The organism is Maribacter sp., from assembly GCF_039968975.1.
GTDB lineage: Bacteria > Bacteroidota > Bacteroidia > Flavobacteriales > Flavobacteriaceae > Maribacter.
The window spans coordinates 20,398-43,765 of record NZ_JBDVOT010000024.1; the positions used below are offsets into that span (position 1 = coordinate 20,398).

At 33.2% G+C, this 23,368-nt stretch carries 19 protein-coding genes and 1 tRNA gene; 13 read left to right on the forward strand and 7 right to left on the reverse strand.

Annotation, left to right across the window (positions count from 1 at the left end):
- Positions 1-59 precede the first annotated feature (59 nt).
- The gene (locus ABJI11_RS01545; protein WP_348348786.1) at positions 60-683 is read right to left on the reverse strand and encodes a 50S ribosomal protein L25/general stress protein Ctc; all 624 of its coding nucleotides are present in this window, start codon (positions 681-683) and stop codon (positions 60-62) included.
- A 40-nt stretch (positions 684-723) separates the two neighbouring features.
- On the reverse strand, positions 724-1,665 hold the full coding sequence (locus ABJI11_RS01550; protein ID WP_348348787.1) for a ribose-phosphate pyrophosphokinase: 942 nt from the start codon (positions 1,663-1,665) through the stop codon (positions 724-726).
- Positions 1,666-1,857: 192 nt separating this feature from the next.
- Here ABJI11_RS01550 and ABJI11_RS01555 point away from each other — a divergent pair.
- Positions 1,858-1,937, forward strand: a tRNA-Leu gene (locus ABJI11_RS01555).
- Positions 1,938-2,090: 153 nt separating this feature from the next.
- On the forward strand, positions 2,091-2,942 hold the full coding sequence (locus ABJI11_RS01560; RefSeq protein WP_348348788.1) for a hypothetical protein: 852 nt from the start codon (positions 2,091-2,093) through the stop codon (positions 2,940-2,942).
- A 2-nt stretch (positions 2,943-2,944) separates the two neighbouring features.
- Here ABJI11_RS01560 and ABJI11_RS01565 read toward each other — a convergent pair whose 3' ends face one another.
- The 3 genes from ABJI11_RS01565 to ABJI11_RS01575 form a co-directional block, all read right to left on the reverse strand.
- The gene (locus ABJI11_RS01565; RefSeq protein ID WP_348348790.1) at positions 2,945-3,988 is read right to left on the reverse strand and encodes a DNA cytosine methyltransferase; all 1,044 of its coding nucleotides are present in this window, start codon (positions 3,986-3,988) and stop codon (positions 2,945-2,947) included.
- Positions 3,989-4,099: 111 nt separating this feature from the next.
- Positions 4,100-5,434 (reverse strand): hypothetical protein, encoded by a 1,335-nt coding sequence (locus ABJI11_RS01570; RefSeq protein ID WP_348348792.1) that lies wholly within the window; start codon positions 5,432-5,434, stop codon positions 4,100-4,102.
- A 45-nt stretch (positions 5,435-5,479) separates the two neighbouring features.
- Positions 5,480-6,379, reverse strand: a complete 900-nt coding sequence (locus ABJI11_RS01575) for a hypothetical protein (protein ID WP_348348794.1) — start codon at positions 6,377-6,379, stop codon at positions 5,480-5,482.
- Between the two features lie 277 nt (positions 6,380-6,656).
- On the opposite strand from ABJI11_RS01575, the gene dinB reads away from it, so the two are divergent.
- Together dinB and dnaE are read left to right on the forward strand one after the other, a co-directional pair.
- The gene (gene dinB / locus ABJI11_RS01580) at positions 6,657-7,871 is read left to right on the forward strand and encodes a DNA polymerase IV (protein ID WP_348348796.1); all 1,215 of its coding nucleotides are present in this window, start codon (positions 6,657-6,659) and stop codon (positions 7,869-7,871) included.
- A gap of 222 nt (positions 7,872-8,093) precedes the next feature.
- The gene (gene dnaE, locus ABJI11_RS01585) at positions 8,094-11,129 is read left to right on the forward strand and encodes a DNA polymerase III subunit alpha (RefSeq protein ID WP_348348798.1); all 3,036 of its coding nucleotides are present in this window, start codon (positions 8,094-8,096) and stop codon (positions 11,127-11,129) included.
- Between the two features lie 240 nt (positions 11,130-11,369).
- On the opposite strand, the gene ABJI11_RS01590 is transcribed toward dnaE, so the two are convergent.
- Complete coding sequence (locus ABJI11_RS01590; RefSeq protein ID WP_276471390.1) at positions 11,370-11,507, reverse strand: hypothetical protein; 138 nt, start codon at positions 11,505-11,507, stop codon at positions 11,370-11,372.
- Positions 11,508-11,788: 281 nt separating this feature from the next.
- Between ABJI11_RS01590 and ABJI11_RS01595 the strand changes: the two genes are divergently transcribed.
- Positions 11,789-12,295 carry a UpxY family transcription antiterminator gene (locus ABJI11_RS01595; RefSeq protein ID WP_348348800.1) on the forward strand — a complete coding sequence of 169 codons (507 nt, stop codon included), beginning with the start codon at positions 11,789-11,791 and terminating at the stop codon, positions 12,293-12,295.
- 595 nt (positions 12,296-12,890) lie between these two features.
- Positions 12,891-14,243, forward strand: coding sequence for an exopolysaccharide biosynthesis polyprenyl glycosylphosphotransferase (locus tag ABJI11_RS01600; RefSeq protein ID WP_348348802.1), 1,353 nt, complete (start codon positions 12,891-12,893; stop codon positions 14,241-14,243).
- Positions 14,244-14,302: 59 nt separating this feature from the next.
- Here ABJI11_RS01600 and ABJI11_RS01605 read toward each other — a convergent pair whose 3' ends face one another.
- Positions 14,303-15,481: a collagen-like protein gene (locus ABJI11_RS01605; protein WP_348348804.1), complete on the reverse strand. Its 1,179-nt coding sequence runs from the start codon at positions 15,479-15,481 to the stop codon at positions 14,303-14,305.
- A gap of 358 nt (positions 15,482-15,839) precedes the next feature.
- Between ABJI11_RS01605 and ABJI11_RS01610 the strand changes: the two genes are divergently transcribed.
- The 7 genes from ABJI11_RS01610 to ABJI11_RS01640 all read left to right on the forward strand — a co-directional run bounded on the left by ABJI11_RS01610 (position 15,840) and on the right by ABJI11_RS01640 (position 23,363).
- Positions 15,840-17,360 (forward strand): hypothetical protein, encoded by a 1,521-nt coding sequence (locus tag ABJI11_RS01610; protein WP_348348806.1) that lies wholly within the window; start codon positions 15,840-15,842, stop codon positions 17,358-17,360.
- A gap of 104 nt (positions 17,361-17,464) precedes the next feature.
- Entirely contained in the window at positions 17,465-18,364 is a 900-nt protein-coding gene (locus ABJI11_RS01615; RefSeq protein WP_348348808.1) for a polysaccharide pyruvyl transferase family protein, read from the forward strand.
- Positions 18,365-18,377: 13 nt separating this feature from the next.
- Positions 18,378-19,502, forward strand: a complete 1,125-nt coding sequence (locus ABJI11_RS01620) for a glycosyltransferase family 4 protein (RefSeq protein WP_348348810.1) — start codon at positions 18,378-18,380, stop codon at positions 19,500-19,502.
- A 7-nt stretch (positions 19,503-19,509) separates the two neighbouring features.
- Positions 19,510-20,697: a glycosyltransferase gene (locus ABJI11_RS01625; protein ID WP_348348812.1), complete on the forward strand. Its 1,188-nt coding sequence runs from the start codon at positions 19,510-19,512 to the stop codon at positions 20,695-20,697.
- 8 nt (positions 20,698-20,705) lie between these two features.
- Complete coding sequence (locus ABJI11_RS01630; RefSeq protein WP_348348814.1) at positions 20,706-21,914, forward strand: O-antigen ligase family protein; 1,209 nt, start codon at positions 20,706-20,708, stop codon at positions 21,912-21,914.
- A gap of 22 nt (positions 21,915-21,936) precedes the next feature.
- A complete protein-coding gene (locus tag ABJI11_RS01635) occupies positions 21,937-22,851 on the forward strand; it encodes a sugar transferase (protein WP_348348816.1) in 915 nt (304 codons plus the stop codon).
- 11 nt (positions 22,852-22,862) lie between these two features.
- Positions 22,863-23,363 carry a hypothetical protein gene (locus tag ABJI11_RS01640; protein ID WP_348348818.1) on the forward strand — a complete coding sequence of 167 codons (501 nt, stop codon included), beginning with the start codon at positions 22,863-22,865 and terminating at the stop codon, positions 23,361-23,363.
- Positions 23,364-23,368: the final 5 nt, after the last annotated feature.

Below are 23,368 nucleotides of genomic sequence, written 5' to 3' on the forward strand. Positions count from 1 at the left end.
ACAAAAGCATCCTGATACAAGTACCAGAATGCTTTAATGTATAATTTAGACTGTTAAGACTATTCTTGAGCAGCTTCTTCAGAAGCACCTTCAGCACCTTCTTCTCCATCTTCATCTTCATCGTCAGTAACAACAGCAGTACGCGCAGTTTTAACTTGAACAACAACTTGACTTTCTGGATGTAGAATAGTGAAATCTTCACTCATCAACGATGCTACAGAAATATTTTGACCGATTTTCAATTTAGAAATATCGACGTTAAAGAAATCTGGTAATTTGCTTGGTAGAGCTTTAATGGAAAGTTTACGTTTTCTGAACAATAAACGACCACCATTACGTACACCTGGAGAATTTCCTTCCAATGAAACAGGAATATTCATAGTAACCATTTTGTCATCGAATAATTGATAAAAATCAATATGGATGATTGCATCTGTTACTGGGTGAAACTGGATATCTTGCATAATAGCTTTTACCGAAGTTCCGCCATCCAATTCAATTGCAACTGTGTGTGCGTTTGGAGTGTAAACCAAATCTCTGAATGCTAATTCATCTGCTGAAAAGTGTAATGGTTTTTCCCCTCCGTATACTACGCAAGGAACCTTTCCAGCATTACGTAGGGCTTTCGTTGCCTTTTTGCCCACGCTTTCTCTTTCTGATCCTTTAATTGTAATTGACTTCATTATATGTATTAAAAATTAATATTCTTGTTTTGCTTCTAGGTTACATTAAGAACTTAGAAGAAATAGAGTTATTGTTATGAACCTTGTCCATTACCTCTGCAAATAAATTCGCACAGGTTAAAACTCTTACTTTATCACTCTTAACTTCAACCGGAATAGAATCGGTAATGATTAGTTCCGTCAATTTCGAGTTTTCTATTTTTTGATAGGCATCCCCAGATAATAAACCGTGCGTTGTTATAGCTCTTACACTAATAGCGCCACGCTCCATCATTAGATCCGCAGCTTTTGTCAATGTGCCCGCCGTATCTACCATATCATCTACGAGAACTACGTTCTTGCCCTGAACATCACCAATTAGTTCCATATGGGAAATTACGTTAGCTTTTGCTCTTTGCTTATAGCAAACCACTACATCGCTGTCTAAAGCTTTTGAGTAAGCGTAAGCTCTTTTAGATCCACCCATATCTGGTGATGCAATAGTTAAATTTTCTAAACCTAAATTCTTTAGGTACGGTAAAAATAAAGTAGATGCAAAAAGGTGATCTACTGGTTTTTCAAAGAAGCCTTGAATTTGATCTGCATGCAGATCCATAGTTATAATTCTTGTAGCACCTGCGGTTTCTAGCATTTTTGCTACAAGCTTTGCAGCTATTGGTACTCTAGGTTTGTCTTTTCTGTCTTGTCTTGCCCAGCCAAAGTATGGCATTACTGCAGTTATATGACGTGCAGATGCTCTTTTTGCCGCATCTATCATCAATAACATTTCCATCAAGTTCTCAGGTCCAGGGTGCGTAGAGCCAATTATGAAAATTCGTGTTCCACGTATAGATTCTTCAAAAGAAGGCTGAAATTCACCGTCGCTATATCTTGAAAAAGATATTTTACCTATTTCGGCACCATAGGCTTGGGCAATTTTCTCCCCTAAATCTTTACTCTGGGTACAAGCAAATATTTTTGGTTGTGGAACTTGATATGACATGGTTTTCTTGTTGTTTTCCAAACAGTTACTTAAATTATATTTTGAAGCAATTGTTTTTTAGGAGGTGCAAATTTAAAAATTAAATTTGGTTGCCTATGCATAAATCTTGATATTTTTGGTGTTGGAAAGAAAATAATTATTTAGTTTTGCAGTCCTGTTTTACAGGATACCGTTTTTTAAGGTATTATATATGCTCGAGTGGCGGAACTGGTAGACGCGCTGGATTCAAAATCCAGTTCTTCGGAGTGCGGGTTCGATTCCCGCCTCGAGTACTGATAAACCCTCTTAATCATCTGATTAAGAGGGTTTTTTAATTTCTGCTATTTGCTAATTATTTGTTGTTTTTTTCTTAAAATCTACACCAAAAAATATCTTTCCTCTATTTTAGTGCCTGTTATACTCGTACAAAAGTTTAAACTGAGATAATGGATAAACAGCGCTTGCTCATATTTAATAATTCATCTACGGCTACAAAAATGTTCAATTTTTTGAAGAAGTACGAGATATGGGTATTTTTAGCGCTTGCTCCACTTCTGAATTTTGTGATAACCTACGCTAAGAGCAAAGGTGTAATAGATTTTTTTCCATATACCAATGGTCGCTTTTATGCGCTGATGTTCTTATTGTTGTTTATAGTAAAGATTACACAGGGTAATGAGGGTATAAAGAATTTGTTTAGACCAATACTGGTTTGGAAGGTTCATCCCAAAGGGTATTTATTTAGTTTATTGTTTGCTTTTACAATTGGTTTAATAACATTATCAATTGTGGCTTTGTATAGTGGAGATATGTCTGTTCTTAATTTTGAATTGTATATACCAACATTAAAATTTACTTTGTTTCTTTTGTCTTGGGCATTTCTGGGTGAAGTTGTCTGGATTGGTTATGCCGTGCGTAAACTATCAAAAATAATCAACCCTTTTTACGCCACTCAGATTATTGGCTTCGTATGGTCTTTATGGTGGTTGCCTTCTGTTTATATAAACGTAGGAGTGATTGAAGATTTACCTGTTTGGCCCTTGTTTTTAAATATGATGGGTGCAGCGGGAATGTGTGCCATTGTTTATTCAAAGACTAAAAGTGGAATATGCGTATTGGTCATACAATCAATGTTAAATATGTCTCTGGTTCTATTGCCGATTTCACCAGATGCTGGAGACCATACCTATACTATTTTTGCAGTTTTATACTTTTTGATCATGTTAGTGTTTATGTACTTTATGCCACCTAAAATACATACAGAGCGTGAGTCAAAAGTGTATGAAATAAATTCTTAATATTATTCAACTACAGTGTAAGTATTAGCCTTCTTAGTTTTAGATATACTGGTGTCATGTGCTTTTAATTGGTCCATGATACTACTAGCCAAAAACTTTGCCAAATTAACAGGTACCGCATTTCCAATCATTTTGTAACCTGCTGCTACTTTTTTGTAATGAAAAATAAAATCGTTAGGAAACGTCTGTATTCTTGCGCATTCTCTTACACTAAGCCTTCTGTAAAGTTGTTCTTTGCCTGGTACGAATACTCTAACATCTTTTTCAATTAACTTCATTTTTGGTGCTTGCGGATGTAATGGTGCATGTCTGCCACCTGCTTGTATGGTGAAAGATTGCTCGTCCCAATTCCGAACACGGTTTCTTGACATGAACATTGTTGAAAAACCACCTATCATATATTCATGATTAGGAATAGTACATTGGCTACCATTGGTATTGTTAAACTCTAAAGCAGGAATTGCTTTTTTGTCCAAATCACCTATAGTGGATTTCAGTGTTATTTTCGGGAAGGTTTCAGTAGGAAATTCAAATTTGAAATCTAGATCTTTTCTGATGCCTATAAAGAAAACTCTTTTTCGATCTTGAGGAACATTATAGTCAGATGCGTTGAGCATTTTAAATGAGAGGTCGTAACCTGTGCCTGCATTTTTTAAGAGCTTTTTAATGCCGTCAAGTGCAGTACTGTGTTTGCCAATTAGCATACCGCTTACATTTTCTGCCAGAAAGAACTTAGGTTGTTTTGCTTCAAGTATTCTAATAAAATCATAGAAGAGCTGTCCTCTTTTGTCTTGAATGCCCCTTGCTGCACCGGCTGCACTCCAACTTTGGCATGGTGGTCCACCTATGATTCCGTCACAATCGGGTACATCATCCGCAGGTATGTCAACAATACTTCTTTTATCGAAAATGGTATTAGGATGATTTTTCTGGTAGGTTTCCCAAATATCCTTATCATATTCATTTGCCCAAATAACATTAAAGCCGGCTTGTTCAAAACCAAGGTCTAAACCGCCTGCTCCAGCAAAAAAGGATACTATATTCATTTTCTTAAGCTATTCTTTAATTCCAGGTTTTCTCAAGTAAGTTTTCGGAAACCGCATCACATCAAGACAAAAATACATTTTAGAATTTCAACTTCCTTTCAATTTAACCATCTATTTAACTTGTGTGGTTTCTTTCTTGTTTATTATTTTGGCTACATTGTTTTCAAAAGCCTTAACGGTATTTTGATCGTTAATGGCTAAATATATTCCTACTTCACAATGAATTCCGTTATAACTTAAATCTGGCATGTTTTTGAAATTGGAAATATTTACATTATCCAAATAAATAAATTGTGTGGGTGTAAAATTGAAGGAGCAACAAATAAGCGTATTATCTATAAGTATAAATTTTGAATGAATATTTTCATTGACAAAATATGCTATATTTTCAGTTTTATTGATCTGACTAAAGAACTGCTGAAAATTTTTGGTATTTACAGGTCTTCTGAATTTTGTCTCTTTAAAATTTTTCTCGTCTTCAGGTAAGGGTGCAAAGGTTTGTGATACGCAAGTAACTTTTACACCTTTGTTCGCCATAGTAATTACCTCGCCTAGTATGCCTTTACGGGTTTCATTTTTATTAATGGTAGAATGATGTTTCGCATTAAATTCATAATTGAATGCCGCCAAATGCTGTGCGCAAATAATAATTCTTTCTTTAGCTGTGCGTATATATTCTGATAAATATTTCTCCAATAGATTTGAAGAGTTATAATAAAAGGGAGCGGTAATACCTACTGAATCTGAGCATTTGAATTCTAGTTTCTTGTATGTGTTACGAGTTGTGTTTAAAGATGTCTTATAATTTTTAATATGGATGGAATTTCTAATCAAGTCTTCATAAAAAACTTTTATATTTTCCTCATAATTTGGTTCGTCTTCCACATAGATCATTGATTCGTTTTTAACCAAATCTCTAACTGCCAAATTAGAGGAGCTTAATAGTAGTATGTACCCGGTTTTCTTTTTAATGTATGCCAATTTAATATGTAAAGAATAGGGTAGGGCGCCTCTTGAGATTTTTTTTATGCGTGCACTTCTAACATATAAATGCGGAAAAATATAGAGGTTAAAATTTTCGTTCGTGGTTGATCTATACATCTCTCCATAAATCTTCCTAGCCAAATTATATTTAGTTAGGCTTTTGTTTGATTTCTCGCCCGTTGTAAGGTTTTCTATAATTTTTGGGTTAGAATTATCATAACCTTCTAATGGAATGGTAATGACATTAACTAGAATGCCATCTGCAGCTACTTCTTTAAGATACTCATGTAAATGTTGGTTGTTGTACAAATACCATGAAATGTTGATTTCTTTAATATCACTTCTTTGCTCTTCAATAGTCTCTATAAATTTTTGAAGGAGTAAGGGAGAGCCACCTTGTCCATAAAAGTCGAATCGATTTTTATAGTTTTCAGGTTCATCAAAAAATGATTTAAATGGCATTTATGCTTTAACTGATTGTTAGAACGTAATAATACGGAGTTTTAATTACTTCACACTAATCAATACTGCTTCACAACTCTTTAAATCTGAGTTAAGTACAATATTTTCAGATTTTTCGCCATCAGATATTTCAACCGAAACAGTATTTGGTGGCGAGTCTCCTAAATTATGGGCATAAAGAAATAGATCGTTAGATTTTTTTGGGTCTAGTTTAATTTTAAACTCCTTTTTCCAATAGGTTAGGTAGTACTTTTTAATCACCTGTACACCGTTGAGGTAAATAGAGACGATGTCACCATCTTGTCTGCCGTGATCCCAAATTTTTATGACCACATCTTCAGAGTTGAACTCAAACTCTTTGGTGTATGAAATTTTTCTTCCATCAAAACTATCTCTAACCTCAGGTTTGCTTTCAGTCGTCGTGTCAGGCTTGCTTTCAGCTTGCGCAATGGCGGTTTGCTTAGGTGCAATTTTCTCTTTTGCTTTTTTCTTTGCTCTAGACCTTTTCTTTTTTGGCGCTACGGTATTTACATTTGCCAGTTGCTGTTTTTTCTTTCTTTCGTCAGATGCGGCATTAATTATAGAAAAAAACGGAGTTACCTTTTTAGCAATGTTGAATTTGTCATCTGGGAACAACTCTATGGCAACTACTTGATATCTGTCTCCAGAACCAATGTTTTTTGCTAATTCTATTCCGTCTTCAAAACCATCGTTCTTAAATGAACCTAACTCTTGTACTACCATTTCATTTCGTACAAGAAAAAATCGAATAGACTTGCTAGTATCAATTTTTACGGTATTCCACTGTAAAGTTATTTTATCGGGAATGTTCCAAACGGAGTTTTCATTTGGGGAATCTATATTTATGGTAGCTATATCTTGCGCATTACTAATAGTGGATATTAGTAATAAAGCAGCTAATACTATAAAATGAATTTGGCGCATAAGTAATGTCTTATCTTAAAGATAGGCTTCAACTGTTATTAGTTTAATACCTGTATAATCTACAAGATCTATGACATTAAACGAAAATTATACACTTTTAATATAATCGGTAGTGGCTTTAAATTATGTTATGTAAAATCCAACCTCTTTTTAATTGCTGTTACCAATAATTTAGTTTTTATACTAAGCTTTTATTTTAATGTTAAAAAATGGAAATAATCCTGATAATTGGAAATAATCCATAATTTAGCTCTCCCGAATTTTAAGAGAAAGAACTATGAGCAATACCATACTTCATATAGATTTAGATACATTTTATGTTTCAGTAGAACGATTAAATAATCGTGAATTACAGTATAAGCCTTTATTGGTGGGTGGTACTGGTGACCGAGGTGTGGTTGCTGCCTGTAGTTATGAGACCCGTGGCTTTGGTGTACATTCTGGGATGCCCATGAAAATGGCCCGCGAACTGTGTCCTGATGCTGTTGTAATTCGTGGTAATGCGGGTGACTACAGTAAACATTCTGATGTAGTGACCGAAATCATAAAAGAGTTTGTGCCTGTATTTGAAAAATCTAGTATAGATGAGTTCTATGCAGACCTTACCGGTATGGATCGTTTTTTTGGTTGCTATCAGTATGCTTCAGAAATGCGTAAGAAGATTATAAGAGAAACAGGACTCCCTATTTCCTTTGGGCTATCGGCTAATAAGGTGGTGTCTAAAGTAGCTACTAACGAGGCGAAACCAAATAATCAATTAAAGATAGATGAGGGATTGGAAAAACCTTTTTTGGCACCTCTATCCATTAAGAAAATACCCATGGTAGGCGATAAAACCTATCAAACTTTACGAAACCTTGGTTTACGGCAAGTGCGTACCGTGCAAGAAATGCCCATGGAGGTTATGCAACGTGTGTTAGGTGCCAATGGCGGAGTCATTTGGAAACGTGCCAATGGCATTGATAATACACCCGTAATTCCGTTCAACGAACGAAAATCAATTTCAACAGAACGTACTTTTAATAAAGATACTATCGATGTAAATAGACTTAAGGGTATTCTTATTGCCATGACAGAAAATTTGGCTTATCAATTACGCAGAGGAGAAAAATTGACGGCCTGTATTTCCGTGAAGATTAGATATTCAGATTTTAATACCTATTCTAAACAAATGCGTATTCCGTATAGCAGTGCAGATCATATTTTAATTCCTAAAATATTGGATTTGTTTAAGAACTTATATAAGCGTAGGTTACTGGTACGGTTAATTGGTATACGTTTTAGTCACTTGGTTTCAGGTAATTATCAAATCAATCTTTTTGATGATACCGAAGAAATTCTAAGTCTTTACAATGCTATGGATACTATTAGAAAGCGCTACGGGGATAAAAGTGTGTTACGGGCATCGGGTATGGGAGCAAAAACAATTGGTAGAATGCATAACCCTTTTAACGGACTGCCGCCAGTGGTGTTGGCGCATCGGAAACTGTAAGTCCCTCGCCTCCAAAGGGGAACAAAGTGTTGGTTGTTGAGAAGAGAAAAGAAGTTAGCATATAGAGAAGAGAGAAAATGCCCAATGCCACACGCCATTTGCAAAATAGACCATTACATGAAGCATCCAGCGAAAAGTAAAAGAGAAAAATAAACAGCGCATAGCGTCTAGCGTGAAGCGCTCAGCGCAAAAAAACGAACAACCAACAACGAACAACGAATTTTGTACCTGAACTGTCACACATACTACAGCCTTCGCTACGGGACTTTTTCTGAGATAGAACTTTTGCAGTTGGCAAAAAATAACGGTATTACACAATTGGTGTTGACCGATATTAATAATACCTCTGCCTGCTTAAATTTTGTGCGTAAAGCACCTGAATTTGATGTTACTCCTATTTTGGGTATCGATTTTAGAAACGGAATAGAGCCTTGTTTTGTAGGTGTTGCAAAGAATAATGAAGGATTTCTAGAACTTAATAATTTCTTGTCGCATCATATTCATCAAGAAAAAGATATACCAGAAATTGCTCCGCAGTTTAAAGAAGTGTTTGTTATTTATCCCTTTGAAAAAGTTCTTCAGCACGAAAAAAAAACCTTTGCAGAAAACGAGTTTATAGGGGTTTCTGTAAATGAGTTGAAACGGCTGAGATTTTCTAAACTATTAGAACAGCGAGATAAAATTGTATTGCTGCAACCTGTAACGTTTAGAAATAAGCGAGACTTTAATGCACACAGATTGTTACGCGCTATTGATAATAATACCTTACTGAGTATGTTGCCGGTTACTGAGCAGGCACGTAATGATGAGCATATGTATGCTATACCCAATCTGGCGGCACATTTTTCTGAACACTCTTTTATTTTAGAAAATACCCAGCAGTTAATAAATTGCTGTTCTATTTATTTTGATTTCTCTGTAGATCGAAAAACGCAGAATTTAAATACCTACTTGGGCAGTAGAGAAGAAGATGAGATTTTTTTGGATCAGCTGTGTCAAGAAGGACTGCCGCATAGGTACCCTGAGGTAAATCAAGCAGTTTTAGATAGATTAGAGAAAGAGCTATGTCTTATTAAAGAAATGAATTTTGTTTCTTACTTTCTTATCAATTGGGATATTATCTCTTATGCCCGAAAGCAAAATTTCTTTTATGTAGGTAGGGGTAGTGGTGCCAACAGTATTGTAGCGTATTTACTTTTTATTACCGATGTGGATCCTATGGAGCTCGATTTGTATTTTGAGCGTTTCATTAATCTATATCGTGTGAATCCGCCTGATTTTGATATCGATTTCTCGCATAGGGACAGACCGGTTATGACAGAGTATATTTTTAACCGTTTTGATAATGTGGCGCTATTGGGCACCTACGTTACTTTTCAATCTAGAGGAGTAATACGTGAGTTGGGTAAGGTATTTGGGCTGCCAAAAGATGAAATAGATGTGCTTTGTAATGGTAATGTGGAGGCGAGTAGATTAGACAATATATCCGCTTTGGTATTGAAATACACTCAGTTGCTACACGGCATGCCTAATTACTTAAGTATTCATGCGGGTGGTATTCTTATAACCGAAAAACCTATTCATTGGTTTTCAGCAACCAATATGCCGCCAAAAGGATTCCCTACCACACAGTTTGATATGGTCATTGCCGAAGATGTCGGTATTTTTAAGTTTGATATTCTAGCCCAACGCGGACTCTCAAAAATAAAGGAGACACTAGATATTTTAGAACGCGACAGACCAGAAGAATTTGCCAAGTTTGATATTCATGATATCAAAGCGTTTAAAAACGACCCAAAAGTCAATAATCTGATAAAAACGGCGCAGTGCATGGGTTGTTTTTATGTGGAGTCTCCCGCTATGCGAATGTTATTGAAAAAGTTAGAGGTAGATACTTATTTAGGTTTAGTGGCGGCAAGTTCTATTATTCGTCCTGGAGTATCTAAAAGCGGAATGATGCGCGAATACATTCTTAGACATCGTAATAAAGGTAGAGCAGAAGAAAAGGCGCACCCGGTGATGTTAGAAATTATGCCAGAGACGTATGGGGTAATGGTCTACCAAGAAGATGTAATAAAAGTAGCCCATCATTTTGCGGATTTAGATTTGGGAGAAGCCGATGTATTGAGACGTGGTATGAGCGGTAAATTTCGTTCTCGAGAAGAGTTTCAGAAAGTACAAGATACCTTTATGGATAACTGCCGTAAAAAAGGTTATGCTGAAAAACTCATTCAAGAAGTGTGGGACCAAGTGGCAAGTTTTGCGGGTTATGCTTTTGCTAAAGGACATTCTGCATCATATGCAGTAGAAAGTTACCAGAGTTTGTTTTTACGGGCGTATTATCCGTTGGAATATATGGTAGCCGTACTCAATAATGGTGGCGGATTCTATAAACCCGAATTCTATGTGCATGAAGCACGAATGTTAGGTGCAACAATACATCCGCCATGCGTAAATAAGAGTAATGCAAGCAATTGTATTTATGGTAAAGATTTGTATTTGGGCTTAGGTTATCTGCGGGAATTAGAGCAAAGGGTAATGGAGCGTATTCTAAAAGAGCGCTTTGTAAAGGGATTGTTTAGTTCTTTGGAAGATTTCCTGGATAGGTTGATTATCTCCATAGAGCAAGTAAGCATTTTAATACGAATTGATGCATTTCGATTTACTGAAACCAATAAACATGAACTATTGTGGAAAGCACACTTGTTTTTGAATAAAACAAAAAAAGTAGATTATCCAAAATTGTTTGCGCCACGGCATCAACACTTTCAGATTCCATCATTGTATAGTACCAATTTAGAAGTTGCTTTTACGCAATTAGAATTGTTGAGTTTTAGTTTATGTAGCCCGTTCGAGTTATTGTTAGAACAACCCTTAAATGCTTCCGGGAGTAAAGATTTAGAGCGGTATTTAAATAGGAATATAGATATCTACGGGTATTTAATTACCGTAAAACGCACAAGAACACATAAAGGGAAAGCCATGTTCTTTGCTACATTATTAGATCAACAAGGGCAAGTTTTTGATACGGTGTTGTTTCCGCTAATAGCAGCAAAATATACGTTTAGAGGGAGAGGGATATATAGGTTCTACGGCAAAGTAGTCAGTGAGTTTGGATTCTTGAGTATAGAAGTCATTAAACTACAAAAACAAGATTTCATTCAAGACCCTAGATATGCCGATATGAAAACCAGTGTCAAGGTTTTTGATCAAAAGAAAACAGATCTTCGAGAAGAGAAAATAGAAGTTAGAGAATAGATTAAAGGAACAACAGAAAATAGAGTAAAGAAAATAGACAAGAGGGGAAGCTCCGTTCGCTATTCGCAATGCACTTTGCGCAGATTAGGCGTACATCGTGAGGCTTTCAGCGCTTGGCGCCGACAACCAACACTTGTTCTGAGCGTAGCCGTAGTAACCAGCAACCAAAAAGCGTATAGCGTTTAGCGAACAGCGCATAAAAAAACCATCAACCGACAACCAACAACTAGTAACCAATTTTCAAAAAGCCTCTAGCACATATCCTAAAATCCAAAATAATATCAAGAACACAAAAAAAGTTCCTATACATCCACATTTACCACCGCCTATTTTTTTAGCTCCATACCAAGCACCAAAGAATTGAATTAATTTTTTCATAAGAGCAATTTACGAGTTTGTTTGGTTGGTATTGGGGTGAAAGTTAGCTCGAAAAGGAATTTTATCTTTTAGCAGAGTTTTTGCAAAAAAAATGTGATGTTTTTGTTAACATTATAAGTTTTTATTTAATAATCATTTGTGACTTTGGTATACTTTTAGCTAGTATGGACGTAGCAATATTTATTTATATGCTGCGTTATCTTTTTTACATTATATACTCCGTATATAAATAAGTGCCTAGGTGTAATTTATTTTAAAGTAACTAATTAGTTCCCTATTTAATGCAACAAAACAATGTAACTCATATTAATTCATTGAAGTGGTTTGTTTTAGTCGTTAAGACTAAAAGAGAGAAACAAGTTGCTGAGATTTTAGAGCGCCATGGTTTTGAGATTTACTGTCCTGTAAAAAAAGAAACTAGGCAATGGAGCGATAGAAAAAAAACGATAGAAGTTCCGGTCTTTAATAATTACATATTTGTTAGACTAAAGGAGTCTGAAAGAGATACGGTATTTATCTCTTCGTATATAAAAAAATATATGTATTGGTTGGGTAGACCTGCTGTCGTACGTGATGTAGAAATAGAAGTTATTCGAGATTGGATGGCTAATGATTCTATATTTAATTTAAAATCTTCACAATTACAAAAAGGTAAGCTTATTACCATTGAAAAGGGGGCTTTTAAAAATAAAGAAGCTACAATTCAAGAAGTTCGTAAAAATGAACTTAAACTTGTTTTAAATGGCTTGGGTATTGTGCTTTTGGCTAAAATTAAGGAAGTGGCTTAGTTCTGTTCTAAAAAAACATTCTTTTTTTTGAAATTATTATAATGTTTATTCAATATCTAGGAAATTGACGACTATTCACTTTTAAGTTTATAGTTTTATTGGATTAATAATATCCATTTCTACATTTTTTTATTCCTTTCAAAATACTTTTATTTGCGAAACCATAACTATTGATTTGCTATAATAAAGTATTTGTAAGATTTTTATATCAAACTTCTACTTAGAAAACGGTAAATGCACTAAACACTAATCTGATTTAAGTTTTTCACTTTCTTAAAGTGTAAACTTTTTATGTGGGTTTAACGGCGGAGCCGTTGAATATTTCCAAGCAAAAATATTGAATCTGTTTCTTTGATTCAATAAATTAATTTTAAGTTATTCAGTCTGTGGTTGTTAGAATTTCTGTCTTAAAAGCCAGAAATTTTTTTTCAGGATTTGATATTTTTTTAGAATTATTTTCAGTTAATAGCATTTGTTATCAGATATAAGAACTCATCCGTCTATAGTTATTGTTTGTGAAAATTGATTTTATCAATTTTGCGTGCATAAAATAGTAGTTTTAAAATAACACACCATTGTCTGCCTTTCCATATAAATGAAATACCGTAATTCTGATTTTATAATTCCGATTTCTATATTCTTGCATTTATGTATCATAAATGGAGTGCTGTTTATTTTAACTCCAGAGACATACTTAAATGTATTTAATATAGGTTATTACAATATTAGTTGGTTGTTTATTGCATTTATTTTAAACTATTATACTACCGAAAGAAAAGAACTTTTTTTTACCAGGTTTCATAAAATCGTTCAAATTCTTTTTGTTTACTTTCTATCTTATTTTGCTTTGTTTGCTATAAAGGATAAGCGAATACCATCTGTTCAGTATCAATATTTGGTTTATGCAATTCTTTCCATTTGTCTTATTTGGTATAGAGTATTGTTTTTCTGGGTAAGAGGTAAGTTTAGGGTTAAGGGGCGTAATAGCGTAAAGGTAGTTGTACTTGGTCGTGATAGAAATTTAAAGAAAATTAGGAGAGTGTTTGATAATCCAACTTTTGGATATCACTATTCAGGATATTTTTCTGATAGAGTTTCTAAAAGTCCAACATATTTAGGTCAAATAAATGATTCATTTGGCTATATCTTAAATTATGATATTGATATTATTTACTGTGTAGCTTCTTATTTTAGTGAAGCTGAACTTAAAAATTTTGTCGACTTTGCTGATAATAACTTAATCCGTTTCAAGGTAATTTTAGATGATATGGATGTGTTTAACCGTGCTATGTCAGTTGAAACATATAATACTACACCGGTACTTAATTTACGAAATGTACCTTTAGATACAGAGTACGGACGAATAGTCAAAAGAGCTTTTGATATTGTTTTTTCAGGTTTAGTTATTTTATTGATTCTCTCGTGGTTAACCCCCATCTTATATATTTTGATTAAATTAGATTCTCCTGGAGATTTTTATTTTAAGCAAAAAAGGCATGGGTATAAAAGGCAAACGTTTTGGTGTTATAAGTATCGCTCCATGACCGTAAATAAAGAGTCTGATTCCCAAATGGCTAAAAAGGGTGATATGCGAGTTACACGAATTGGTAAATTTATACGTAAAACCAGTATAGACGAATTGCCTCAATTCATAAATGTTTTTAAAGGAGACATGAGTATTGTAGGTCCAAGACCTCATATGGTGGTACACACTACAGATTTTGAGAAGTCTGTAGATAAGTACTTAGTACGTCACTTTGTAAAGCCAGGTATTACAGGTTTAGCGCAAATAATGGGCTATAGAGGTGAAATAATTAAACCATCTGATATTAAGAACCGTACGCGTTTAGATATTTTTTATGTAGAAAGATGGTCTATGGGTTTAGATATACAAATTCTTTTTTACACCATATATAATGTAATTAAAGGGGAAGAAAAGGCATATTAATTAGTTTTTAAAATAGTTAAAACAAAAGCTTTAATTTAATTACAGTGGCAACAAATAAGTTATCTTATTTGTTGCCACTCAATACCATCAAACTGAAGCCAGATTGTGGTGTTTTTGTTTAAGAAAGTTTCGCTTTTATTTCTAAGATTTTTATATGCAATGTTTAATGATACATTAGTATTTCCATTGTTTTTTAAAATATATAGCAGTCCGGTTTGTTCAGAAGATGTGTAAGGGAAAATTAATTGTGTAACACCTGCTTCTATAATTAAAGTTTCATCAGATGTGGTCAAAGCTTCTTTTGATAGAGATAAACGTCTAATTGATTTATAAGAAGTAGTATTAGTTGCTGTATTGAAGGTTTTACCAGAAGATGTGGTTACTGTACCATCTACGATTAAATTGCCGCCAACGTGTAAGGTAGCTTGTGGATTTTGTACATTGATACCGACATTACCGTTTTCAATGATACGCATGGTTTCTTGGGCTGCGACAGAGAATGCTAAATTATTGGTTTGTGGAACAAACATGCCAGTAGATGTATTTGCTTGAAAATGGTAACCTGGGTAGCCGGCTGAACCTCTACCATTTTGAATTCTGCCAGACGTGATTACTCCAATTACTTCTAAAGGTGTTCTAGGTGTAATCGTTCCAATACCCATCCTGTTAGAGGCGTTATTAAAAAATAAATTATCTTGATCAAAGGTCGGTGCACCAGCGTTATCACCAAAGAAAAGTGCGCCGTTAGTTCCTGTGTGTCCAGCGGTTTCAATAATAAAAGTTTCATCATCGGTAGTTACGGTGTAAGTGCCATTTTCATTATTGGTAATGGTTATATTAGAACCAGAACCTGTTCCGTCTGATCCGGGTTCTCCTGGAATCCCTTGTTCACCTTGTGGTCCTTCAGGACCAGGTTCTCCTTGAGGACCTTGAGGACCAGTAATTACGTCAGAATTGGTATTTGTGTTTTCGCAAAGATTGTTCCATTGCGTACCATCAAAAAAGAAAATACATTCGGCATCTGTGTTATAGACCATTGCTCCTCTTAAAGGATTAATAGCTTGCATTTGGGTTGTATTAATACGGCTTACTACTAAAGTGCGGGTGGTACTTTCCAATTCTAAAATTGAAGAATTGTCAAGGTTTTGTGGGTTATCACCAATTTTTATTTGTCCAAATTGAAATTGTGTTATTAAGAAAAATATAAAATTGATTAAATAACGCTGTGGGGTTGTCATTTATCTTTTATTAAAATTAAAGTACGGCAAATGTATGATTTTAAATTTAAGACATGCTAATCAATAAATGTTTGATTTGTAGGGCTTGCACATTGATAAAACGTAATTTTTTGGTTAATATTTTAAAATTTGTCTAACTGTAAATTTTGAATTTTAATGTCGAATTAAATTAAAAAATCAAATTAAGTTTTTTTTGATAAACAGAATGCGGTTATTTGAACAATGAGAATTTTGTATATCATTTTAAAGAACTAAGTCTTTATTCAAATTTGATATAGCAACATTATTTAATAAAAAGATAAGTTAAAAATATGATTGTTGAATTTAAAGTAACCATTTTGGTTATATTATTTGGTCTATGACGCCAGCGAATAGAGTTATTGTCAATACGGCTATTTTATATGGTCGAATGCTATTGACTGTTGGGGTTTCTTTATACTCAACACGGTTAATTTTAGAAGCCCTTGGAAGTGCAGATTATGGTATTTTTGAACTGGTAGGCGGTATAATTGCTGTTTTGGCTTTTTTAAAGAATACAATGGCAACCTCTACCCAGCGGTTTTTATCTTTCTATCAAGGAAAAAATGATAAAGAGGGTCAAAAATCAGTTTTTGTAAATAGCCTTGTCATGCATATTGTAGTCGGACTTTTAATTGTTGTGGTCTTGGCTCTTTTGGAATCCTATTTATTTGAAAATTTTCTTAATATAGCGGCAGGTAGAATATACTCTGCTAAGATAGTTTATCGCACCATGCTGGCCTCCTTGCTTTTTAGTATGATAAATGTACCTTTTATGGGTACGTTGGTCGCTCATGAAAATCTACTCTTTGTAGCGGTTGTAAATATTTTTGAAGCTTTGTTTAAACTTGCTATTGCCTTTGTCTTGATTTCATTGCAGGACAATAAGTTAATTACTTATAGTTACCTTATAGCTGCATTAGCGTTAGTAACTTTATTATTTTACATAGGTTTCTGTTTTAAAAAATATGATGAGTGTTCTCTGCAAAATATAAAAATTGATAAAAAGCAAATAAAAGAACTATCTTCTTTTACAGGCTGGAATCTTTTTGGAGCTTTATGTGGCTTAGGAAGAACACAAGGTATGGCGGTGTTGTTAAATGTATTTTTTGGAACGGTTATCAATGCTGCATATGGTATAGCAAACCAATTGGCGGCACAAATGTATTTTTTATCAGCTACCATGTTAAGGGCTTTGAACCCTCAAATTATGAAAAGCGAAGGGGTAGATGATAGGGAGAGAATGCTTAGATTGTCTATGATAGCTAGTAAATTTGGTTTTTTTTTAGTGGCAATAATAGCCATTCCTTCTATATTTGAAATGCCGCAAATTTTAAAATTTTGGCTAAAAGAAGTTCCTGAGTACACTACTATATTTGCTCAGTTTATACTGATGGCAATTCTAATAAATCAATTAACTATAGGCTTGCAATCTGCTCTTCAAGCTACTGGAAAAATTAAATTTTATCAAACTGTAGTTGGGGGGGTGATTCTGATGACTTTGCCAGTTGCCTATATTTTCTTAAAAATGGGGTTTCCTCCCTATTATGTTTTTGTTAGTTATTTATGCTTAGAAGTTGTCGGAGTGATTTTGCGAATTTGGATAACGAAAAAGATAGCAGGATTATCTGTTCCTTTGTACTTAAATCGTGTATTGGTAAAAAGTTTTTTTCCTACAATTTGTTCTTTACTAATATGTTGGTTAATAACCAGAAATATTCACTTTGAATATAGATTTTTAATAACTGGGGTTGCCTCTGCTTTGGTACTATTGATAAGTATTTACTTTAAAGGTTTATATCTGGATGAAAAGATTTTGCTTCAAAAGGCTATTAAGATTATTAAAACTAAAATTTTTTAAACATAGTTAGTAAGTTATATTAAAGTAGTAGTGCTTTAGGTTACTTATTTAAATTTCAATTTGCACAAAAGAGTGACTTTTAATCTAAATACTAGAGAATAAATATGAATTATCTATATTATAAATCAGAATTAGGCAATTTTGGAGATGATATTAACCCTTGGTTATGGCCTAAAATTATACCGGAAACGCCAACTAACAAAGACACTTATTTTCTAGGTATAGGGTCAATTCTTCATGCGGAGAATCGACATTTTCATAACATAGAAAATAAGAAGAAAATTATCTTCGGCACAGGTATAAGACCTTCAAATACGTATAATAAATTTGCTCTCGACAAAAATTGGGAAGTGAGTTTTTTACGTGGACCTTTATCTGCCAAGTATTTAGGTAATTCATATGAATATATTACTGATGCCGCTTATGCGGTACGTCAGCTTAATTCGTTTGCGGATATTCAGAATACAGAAAAAAAATACGAAATAAGTATCATGCCTTACTTCAATTCGATGAAATACTTTGATTGGGAGAAAATTGCCAAGAATTTAGGGTATCATTTCATTTCTCCGTACTCAGAAAAAGGAGTTGAGCATACATTGAGAGAGATTGCTGCTTCTAAGTATCTTATATCTGAAGCTATGCACGGAGCAATTTTAGCTGATGTATTAAGAGTTCCTTGGCATAGATTCGTTTTGACTACACCGTATACAGAAGGAGAAAGAGTTTCTGATTTTAAATGGAACGATTGGATGGAGTCAATAGATATTTTTAGCCCAGACACATCGTTTATTCCATTTTATAAAAAAACAAAATTACACGATCCTATAAGAAGATTAACTAGAAATATGGTTTCAGCTAATTTTTTTGTAAAAGGACATGTTCAAGGTAAATTGATTAAATCTCTTAATAATATTTCAAATTACTCTCTATCAAATGATTCTTTAATTAGTATTGTAGACTCAAGAATTCATGCAAAGATTGATGATTTTAATTTTGTAAAATAATTACAGTTATAAAATGAATATACTATTCTTTACAAGAATATCTCCATTTCCTATAAATGGAGGTGAAAGAATTAGGTCATATGGATTGCTTAAAGTGCTTTCAGAATTAGGTCATAATGTTATTGCTGTAGTATCAAATCGAGATAAGGTAGATTTTGAGGATTACAAACTCAAAAACGTCAAATATTTTGAACTAAATAATCGGCCTTTTACATTACTAGAGAGAATAACCGGTAATTATTATTATTACACTTCAAATAATATTTGTGAAGTTCTAATCAAACTAAAAGAGCAATATAACTTTCATTTAGCCTTTTTGGATTATGCATTTATTGGACAATATGTAGGAATTTTTAAAAAAAGTGGTATACCCGTCGTTTACGGCACTCATAATGTAGAATCTTCTTTACTTTTACAGGAACCTGTCAGAGGAATTTTCAAAAATCTACGAAAGTATCAGTTTTATTTGCAAGCATATTGGCACGAAAAATTTTTTTTCCCTAAAGCGGATAAATTAATTTGTGTGAGTGAAGATGATTCGCTGTTTTACTCTAGTTATATAATGAAAGATAAGATTCATGTTATTCCAAACTTTCTAGATGAAACAAGGTATATCGCGAAATATAAAAAAGAGGACTATTTTGTCATGACAGCTAATTTCAATGCTTATATGAATAAAATGGGTTTGAAATGGATTGTTGAGGAAGTCTGGGATAAATCCATGGATGGAAATCATAAACTTATTCTTGTTGGTAAAGGTTCAAAAGAAGCATTCGAAGAAGTTTTAGGAGACAAAACATTTAAAAATATTATTCCTATTGGGGCTGTCGATGATATGGTTCCTTATATTGCTAAAGCGAAGGCAGTATTGATTCCTCTTTTGCAAGGTAGTGGCTCAAGGCTTAAATGTTTAGAAGCTATGGCGCTTAAAACCTCTATTATAACAACATCTAAAGGTGTTGAGGGAACAGTTGGTCAAGGTTTTATTGTTGCGGATTCCCCGAGCCAATTTAGAGAGGCTATTTCAAATTTCATAACAGATAAAGAAAGAGATAGATTACTTTATGAGTCATTTTTAGCTAACTATTCTCTGAGTAGAAATAAGTTGAGAATAAAGGGATTACTGGAGGAACTATAAATAGAAAATGATCAATGATTCTATGGCTTATAAGAAATTAATTTACGATACAGTAATTACGGGTCATCATTCGGAATATATAGGCCACTTGATTGATAGTTTATACGATAGACCTGGTGAAGAAGGTAAGTATATATTTGTGGTACATCCAAAATTTGCTTCGTTATTTCCTGAAATTTATGATAAAGGAGAGCAATGTGACCATATAAATTGGGTTGCAATTGAAGAGAATGAATTGAAAAGTATACAAAATGGAAATTTTATTATAAGGTCTATACGTTCTATGGATATAATGAGTAGCTACGCCAAAAAGTTTGACGTAAGTTCCGTTGTAGCGCTTGATTTTCATATAATTAAATACGGAGCAATTTATAAAAGTATACCATTTACACTTTCTTCAATTCTGTTCTTACAATTCTATAGATTAAAAAAGAAAACTTTTAAGCAGAAAATAGAATTTTACAAGCGTTATTATGTAACTAAACTAGTGAGTAGAAATTCTAGTATAAAAAACATCTTCGTATTAAATGATCAGGATACAGTTGATTATATGAATATGGAGTTTAACACAGATTGTTTTAAAATGTTACCAGACCCTATTCCGAAGCTTAAGCCATTGAACAATTTTGATATTTACGGGCATTATAACATAGAACGGCATAGGAAAATTTACCTACATATTGGAACATTGGGAGAAAGAAAGGGGACAGAAGAAGTTATTAATTCTGCATATCATGTGCCAAGTTCAGAACAGCACAATATTGCAATTTTATTAGTAGGAAGAGTTGGGGATAAAAACGATTTAGTTAGGTATAAAGATACAGTTGAACAAGTAGATAGTGCAACTAATGTTCAAATGGTTTGGGATAACAAGTTTATCGATTTTCAAATGATGAAGAGTATTTTTGATCAGTGCCATGCTGTTTTATTACCTTATAAGAACGCTGAGTTTTCTAGTGGTATTCTTGGACATGCCGCTGCCGCAAATAAAATAGTTATAGCTACTAACGAAGGTCTTTTAAGGGAGTTGGTAATTAAATATAAATTGGGAGAACTCTTAGAAGATAACAATGCTTTAAACTTAGCTTTAAAAATGGTGGAAGTGATTGATAAACAAATTATTACAGTGGGGCATCAGCAATTTGTTAGAAATCATGATCCTATGATGTTTTCAAAACTTCTATTAAGTAAATAATAAATTTTATGAATCTCTATAAAATTTACAAAGAGAATTTTCATTTTTCACTCAATTTTTACAGTATATTTCTTCTGGTTACTTTTATACCAGATATTTTAGGATTACCTCCGTCGATTGTAAACTATGGTTTATGGGTTATTAAATCTGCAACTGCAATTTGGCTTGTTATATTATATAAAAAAAAATGGTTTCTACTTAATTGGGGAGAACAACTATTTATTTTTGTTTCATTCGTATATTTAGTTAATATTTTTATTGATGTTTTTTGGCAGAAATATCCTGTTGATATGGGTACCCCTATTGATTTAATTGGTTTCTGTCTAAGTATTTTGATTGCATTAGCTTTTCGGTATGACAAAGCATTTGTATCTAAAAAGTCCTATTTTTTTTTTTTAATTAGCTTGTCTATTGGTTTGTTTATAGCTTTTTTTTTAGCAAAAGAAAGTCCTTTGCCTCTGATAGGACGGTTCGATGCAAATTCCACAGTCAATACAATTAATTATGGTCAGATGGGATGTAGTCTAGCTTTAATCTCTATTTACGGTTTTTTAAATTATCCTTTTAAATACAGTAGATTATTGTTCCCAGTTCTTTTTTTATTGGGAATTATTTCAATTATGAAAGCTGGTTCTCGTTCTCCGGTAGTTGTTTTGCTACTTGTGACTATTTTTTATTTTTTTGCTAAATCAGGTTTATTAAAAGGGTTTTTTTTAGTTGGTTGTTCGGTAATAGTTTTGTTTTTTTCTATTGATTTTTTAATTGAATTGTCTGAAGCATTAGGAAGCGAGATAGTTACTAGGTTATTGTCTGCCATTGAAACTGGAGAAACTAGTGGAAGGGATCTTATTTATGAAAACGCAATAGGTCATTTCTTAGATTCCCCTGTGTTTGGTAATTACTATTTGATACCATCGGGAATTGCAAAAGGTTATTATCCCCATAATTTTTTTATAGAAGCATTCATGACTACAGGTATTTTGGGAGGTATACCATTTACTATAATGATTGCAATAATTGTTTTTAAATCTTATAATTTACTTAGTAAACGTCATCCTTCTGGATGGATAGTATTACTGTTTTTACAAATATTAATATTTGGTATGTTTTCATCATCTTTATATAGTTCTCAGGATTTCTGGGCGCTTAGTTTTTTTATATTATCTATTAATTTTTCTGAGAGTCGTACTATTAGAAGTAAACAAGTAACCATTTAAAATACTTTTATAATAATTTATTATGGAACATACTTTTGAAAGTCTTAGCCCAATTATTCTTTTTACGTACAATCGTTTAGGAGAATTAAAACAAACTATATCTGCCTTACAGGAAAATAAACTTTCAAATGATAGTATGTTGTATATATATTCAGATGGTGCTAAGAGTGATAAAGATATAGTTGCCGTAGAGGCGGTTCGAGAATATTTACAAACAGTGTCTGGTTTCAAGGAGGTTATTTTAAAATTTTCAGATGATAACAAGGGTCTAGCCTTATCTATTATTAAAGGGGTTACTACTATACTAGAGAAACATGGAAAGGCGATTGTATTGGAAGATGATTTAATGGTAAGTTCTAATTTTTTGGACTATATGAATAGCGGACTGGATTATTATGACCAAAATCCGTCTATTTTATCCATATGTGGTTATAATATGAAAATAGAAAAGGAGAAGTCAGGAAATTATCCTTATGACTTTTTTTTCGCAAAAAGATCATCTTCATGGGGTTGGGCGACTTGGAAAGATAAATGGAATGGAATTGATTGGGATGTTGAAGATTTTGATATGTTTTCGAAGGATAAAGATCAACGTAAAGCTTTCAACGAATGTGGTAGTGATATGTTCAGCATGTTAAAAAGACAACAACAAGGCAAAATTAATTCTTGGGCGGTTCGCTATAATTATCATCAATTTAAGCATAATTTATGGAGCGTGTTTCCAATGACTTCGAAAGTTAAGAATATAGGCTTTAGTAAAGAAGCCACCCATACAAATCAAAAATATAGTCGTTTCGATGTTGATTTGGACATGTCTGGTAAAACTAAATTTGATTTTACAAATGAACTTGTTTTTAATAAGGAAATCCAGAAGCAATTTAAAAGCGTAAATAGTTTGAAAAATCGGTTTTTTTATAAAATAAAAAATTGTTTTTAAATTTTTAATAAATGCTTATTTCTATATTTCAAGATTGGAAAAACAACAAGAAAAATATTAAAGCGCGTATTGTGCTTATTGGTTTTAGAATTGCACATTTGGCTGTGTATCATAAAGCTTTATTTATTCTTTTAGTACCACATTTAATATTTTATAGAATTTTTGTAGAGTGGTTTCTTGGTGTTGAATTACCATATAAAACTAAAGTTGGAAAAGGGCTTAAAATCTATCATGGGCAAGCTTTAGTTATCAATGATGGAACTATAATTGGTTTAAATTGTACGTTGAGGAATTCTACTACTATAGGCAATAAGATAAATATTGATGGTAGTACATCAAAAAGCCCTCAAATAGGGGACAATGTTGATGTTGGCTGTAATGTAAGTATTATTGGACCTTTGATTATAGGTGATAATGTTATCATTGGAGCAGGGTCTGTTGTCGTAAAAAATGTGCCATCTGGCAGTATTGTTGTGGGTAATCCAGCGCGCGTAATTAAACAAATCAAATAATTTTT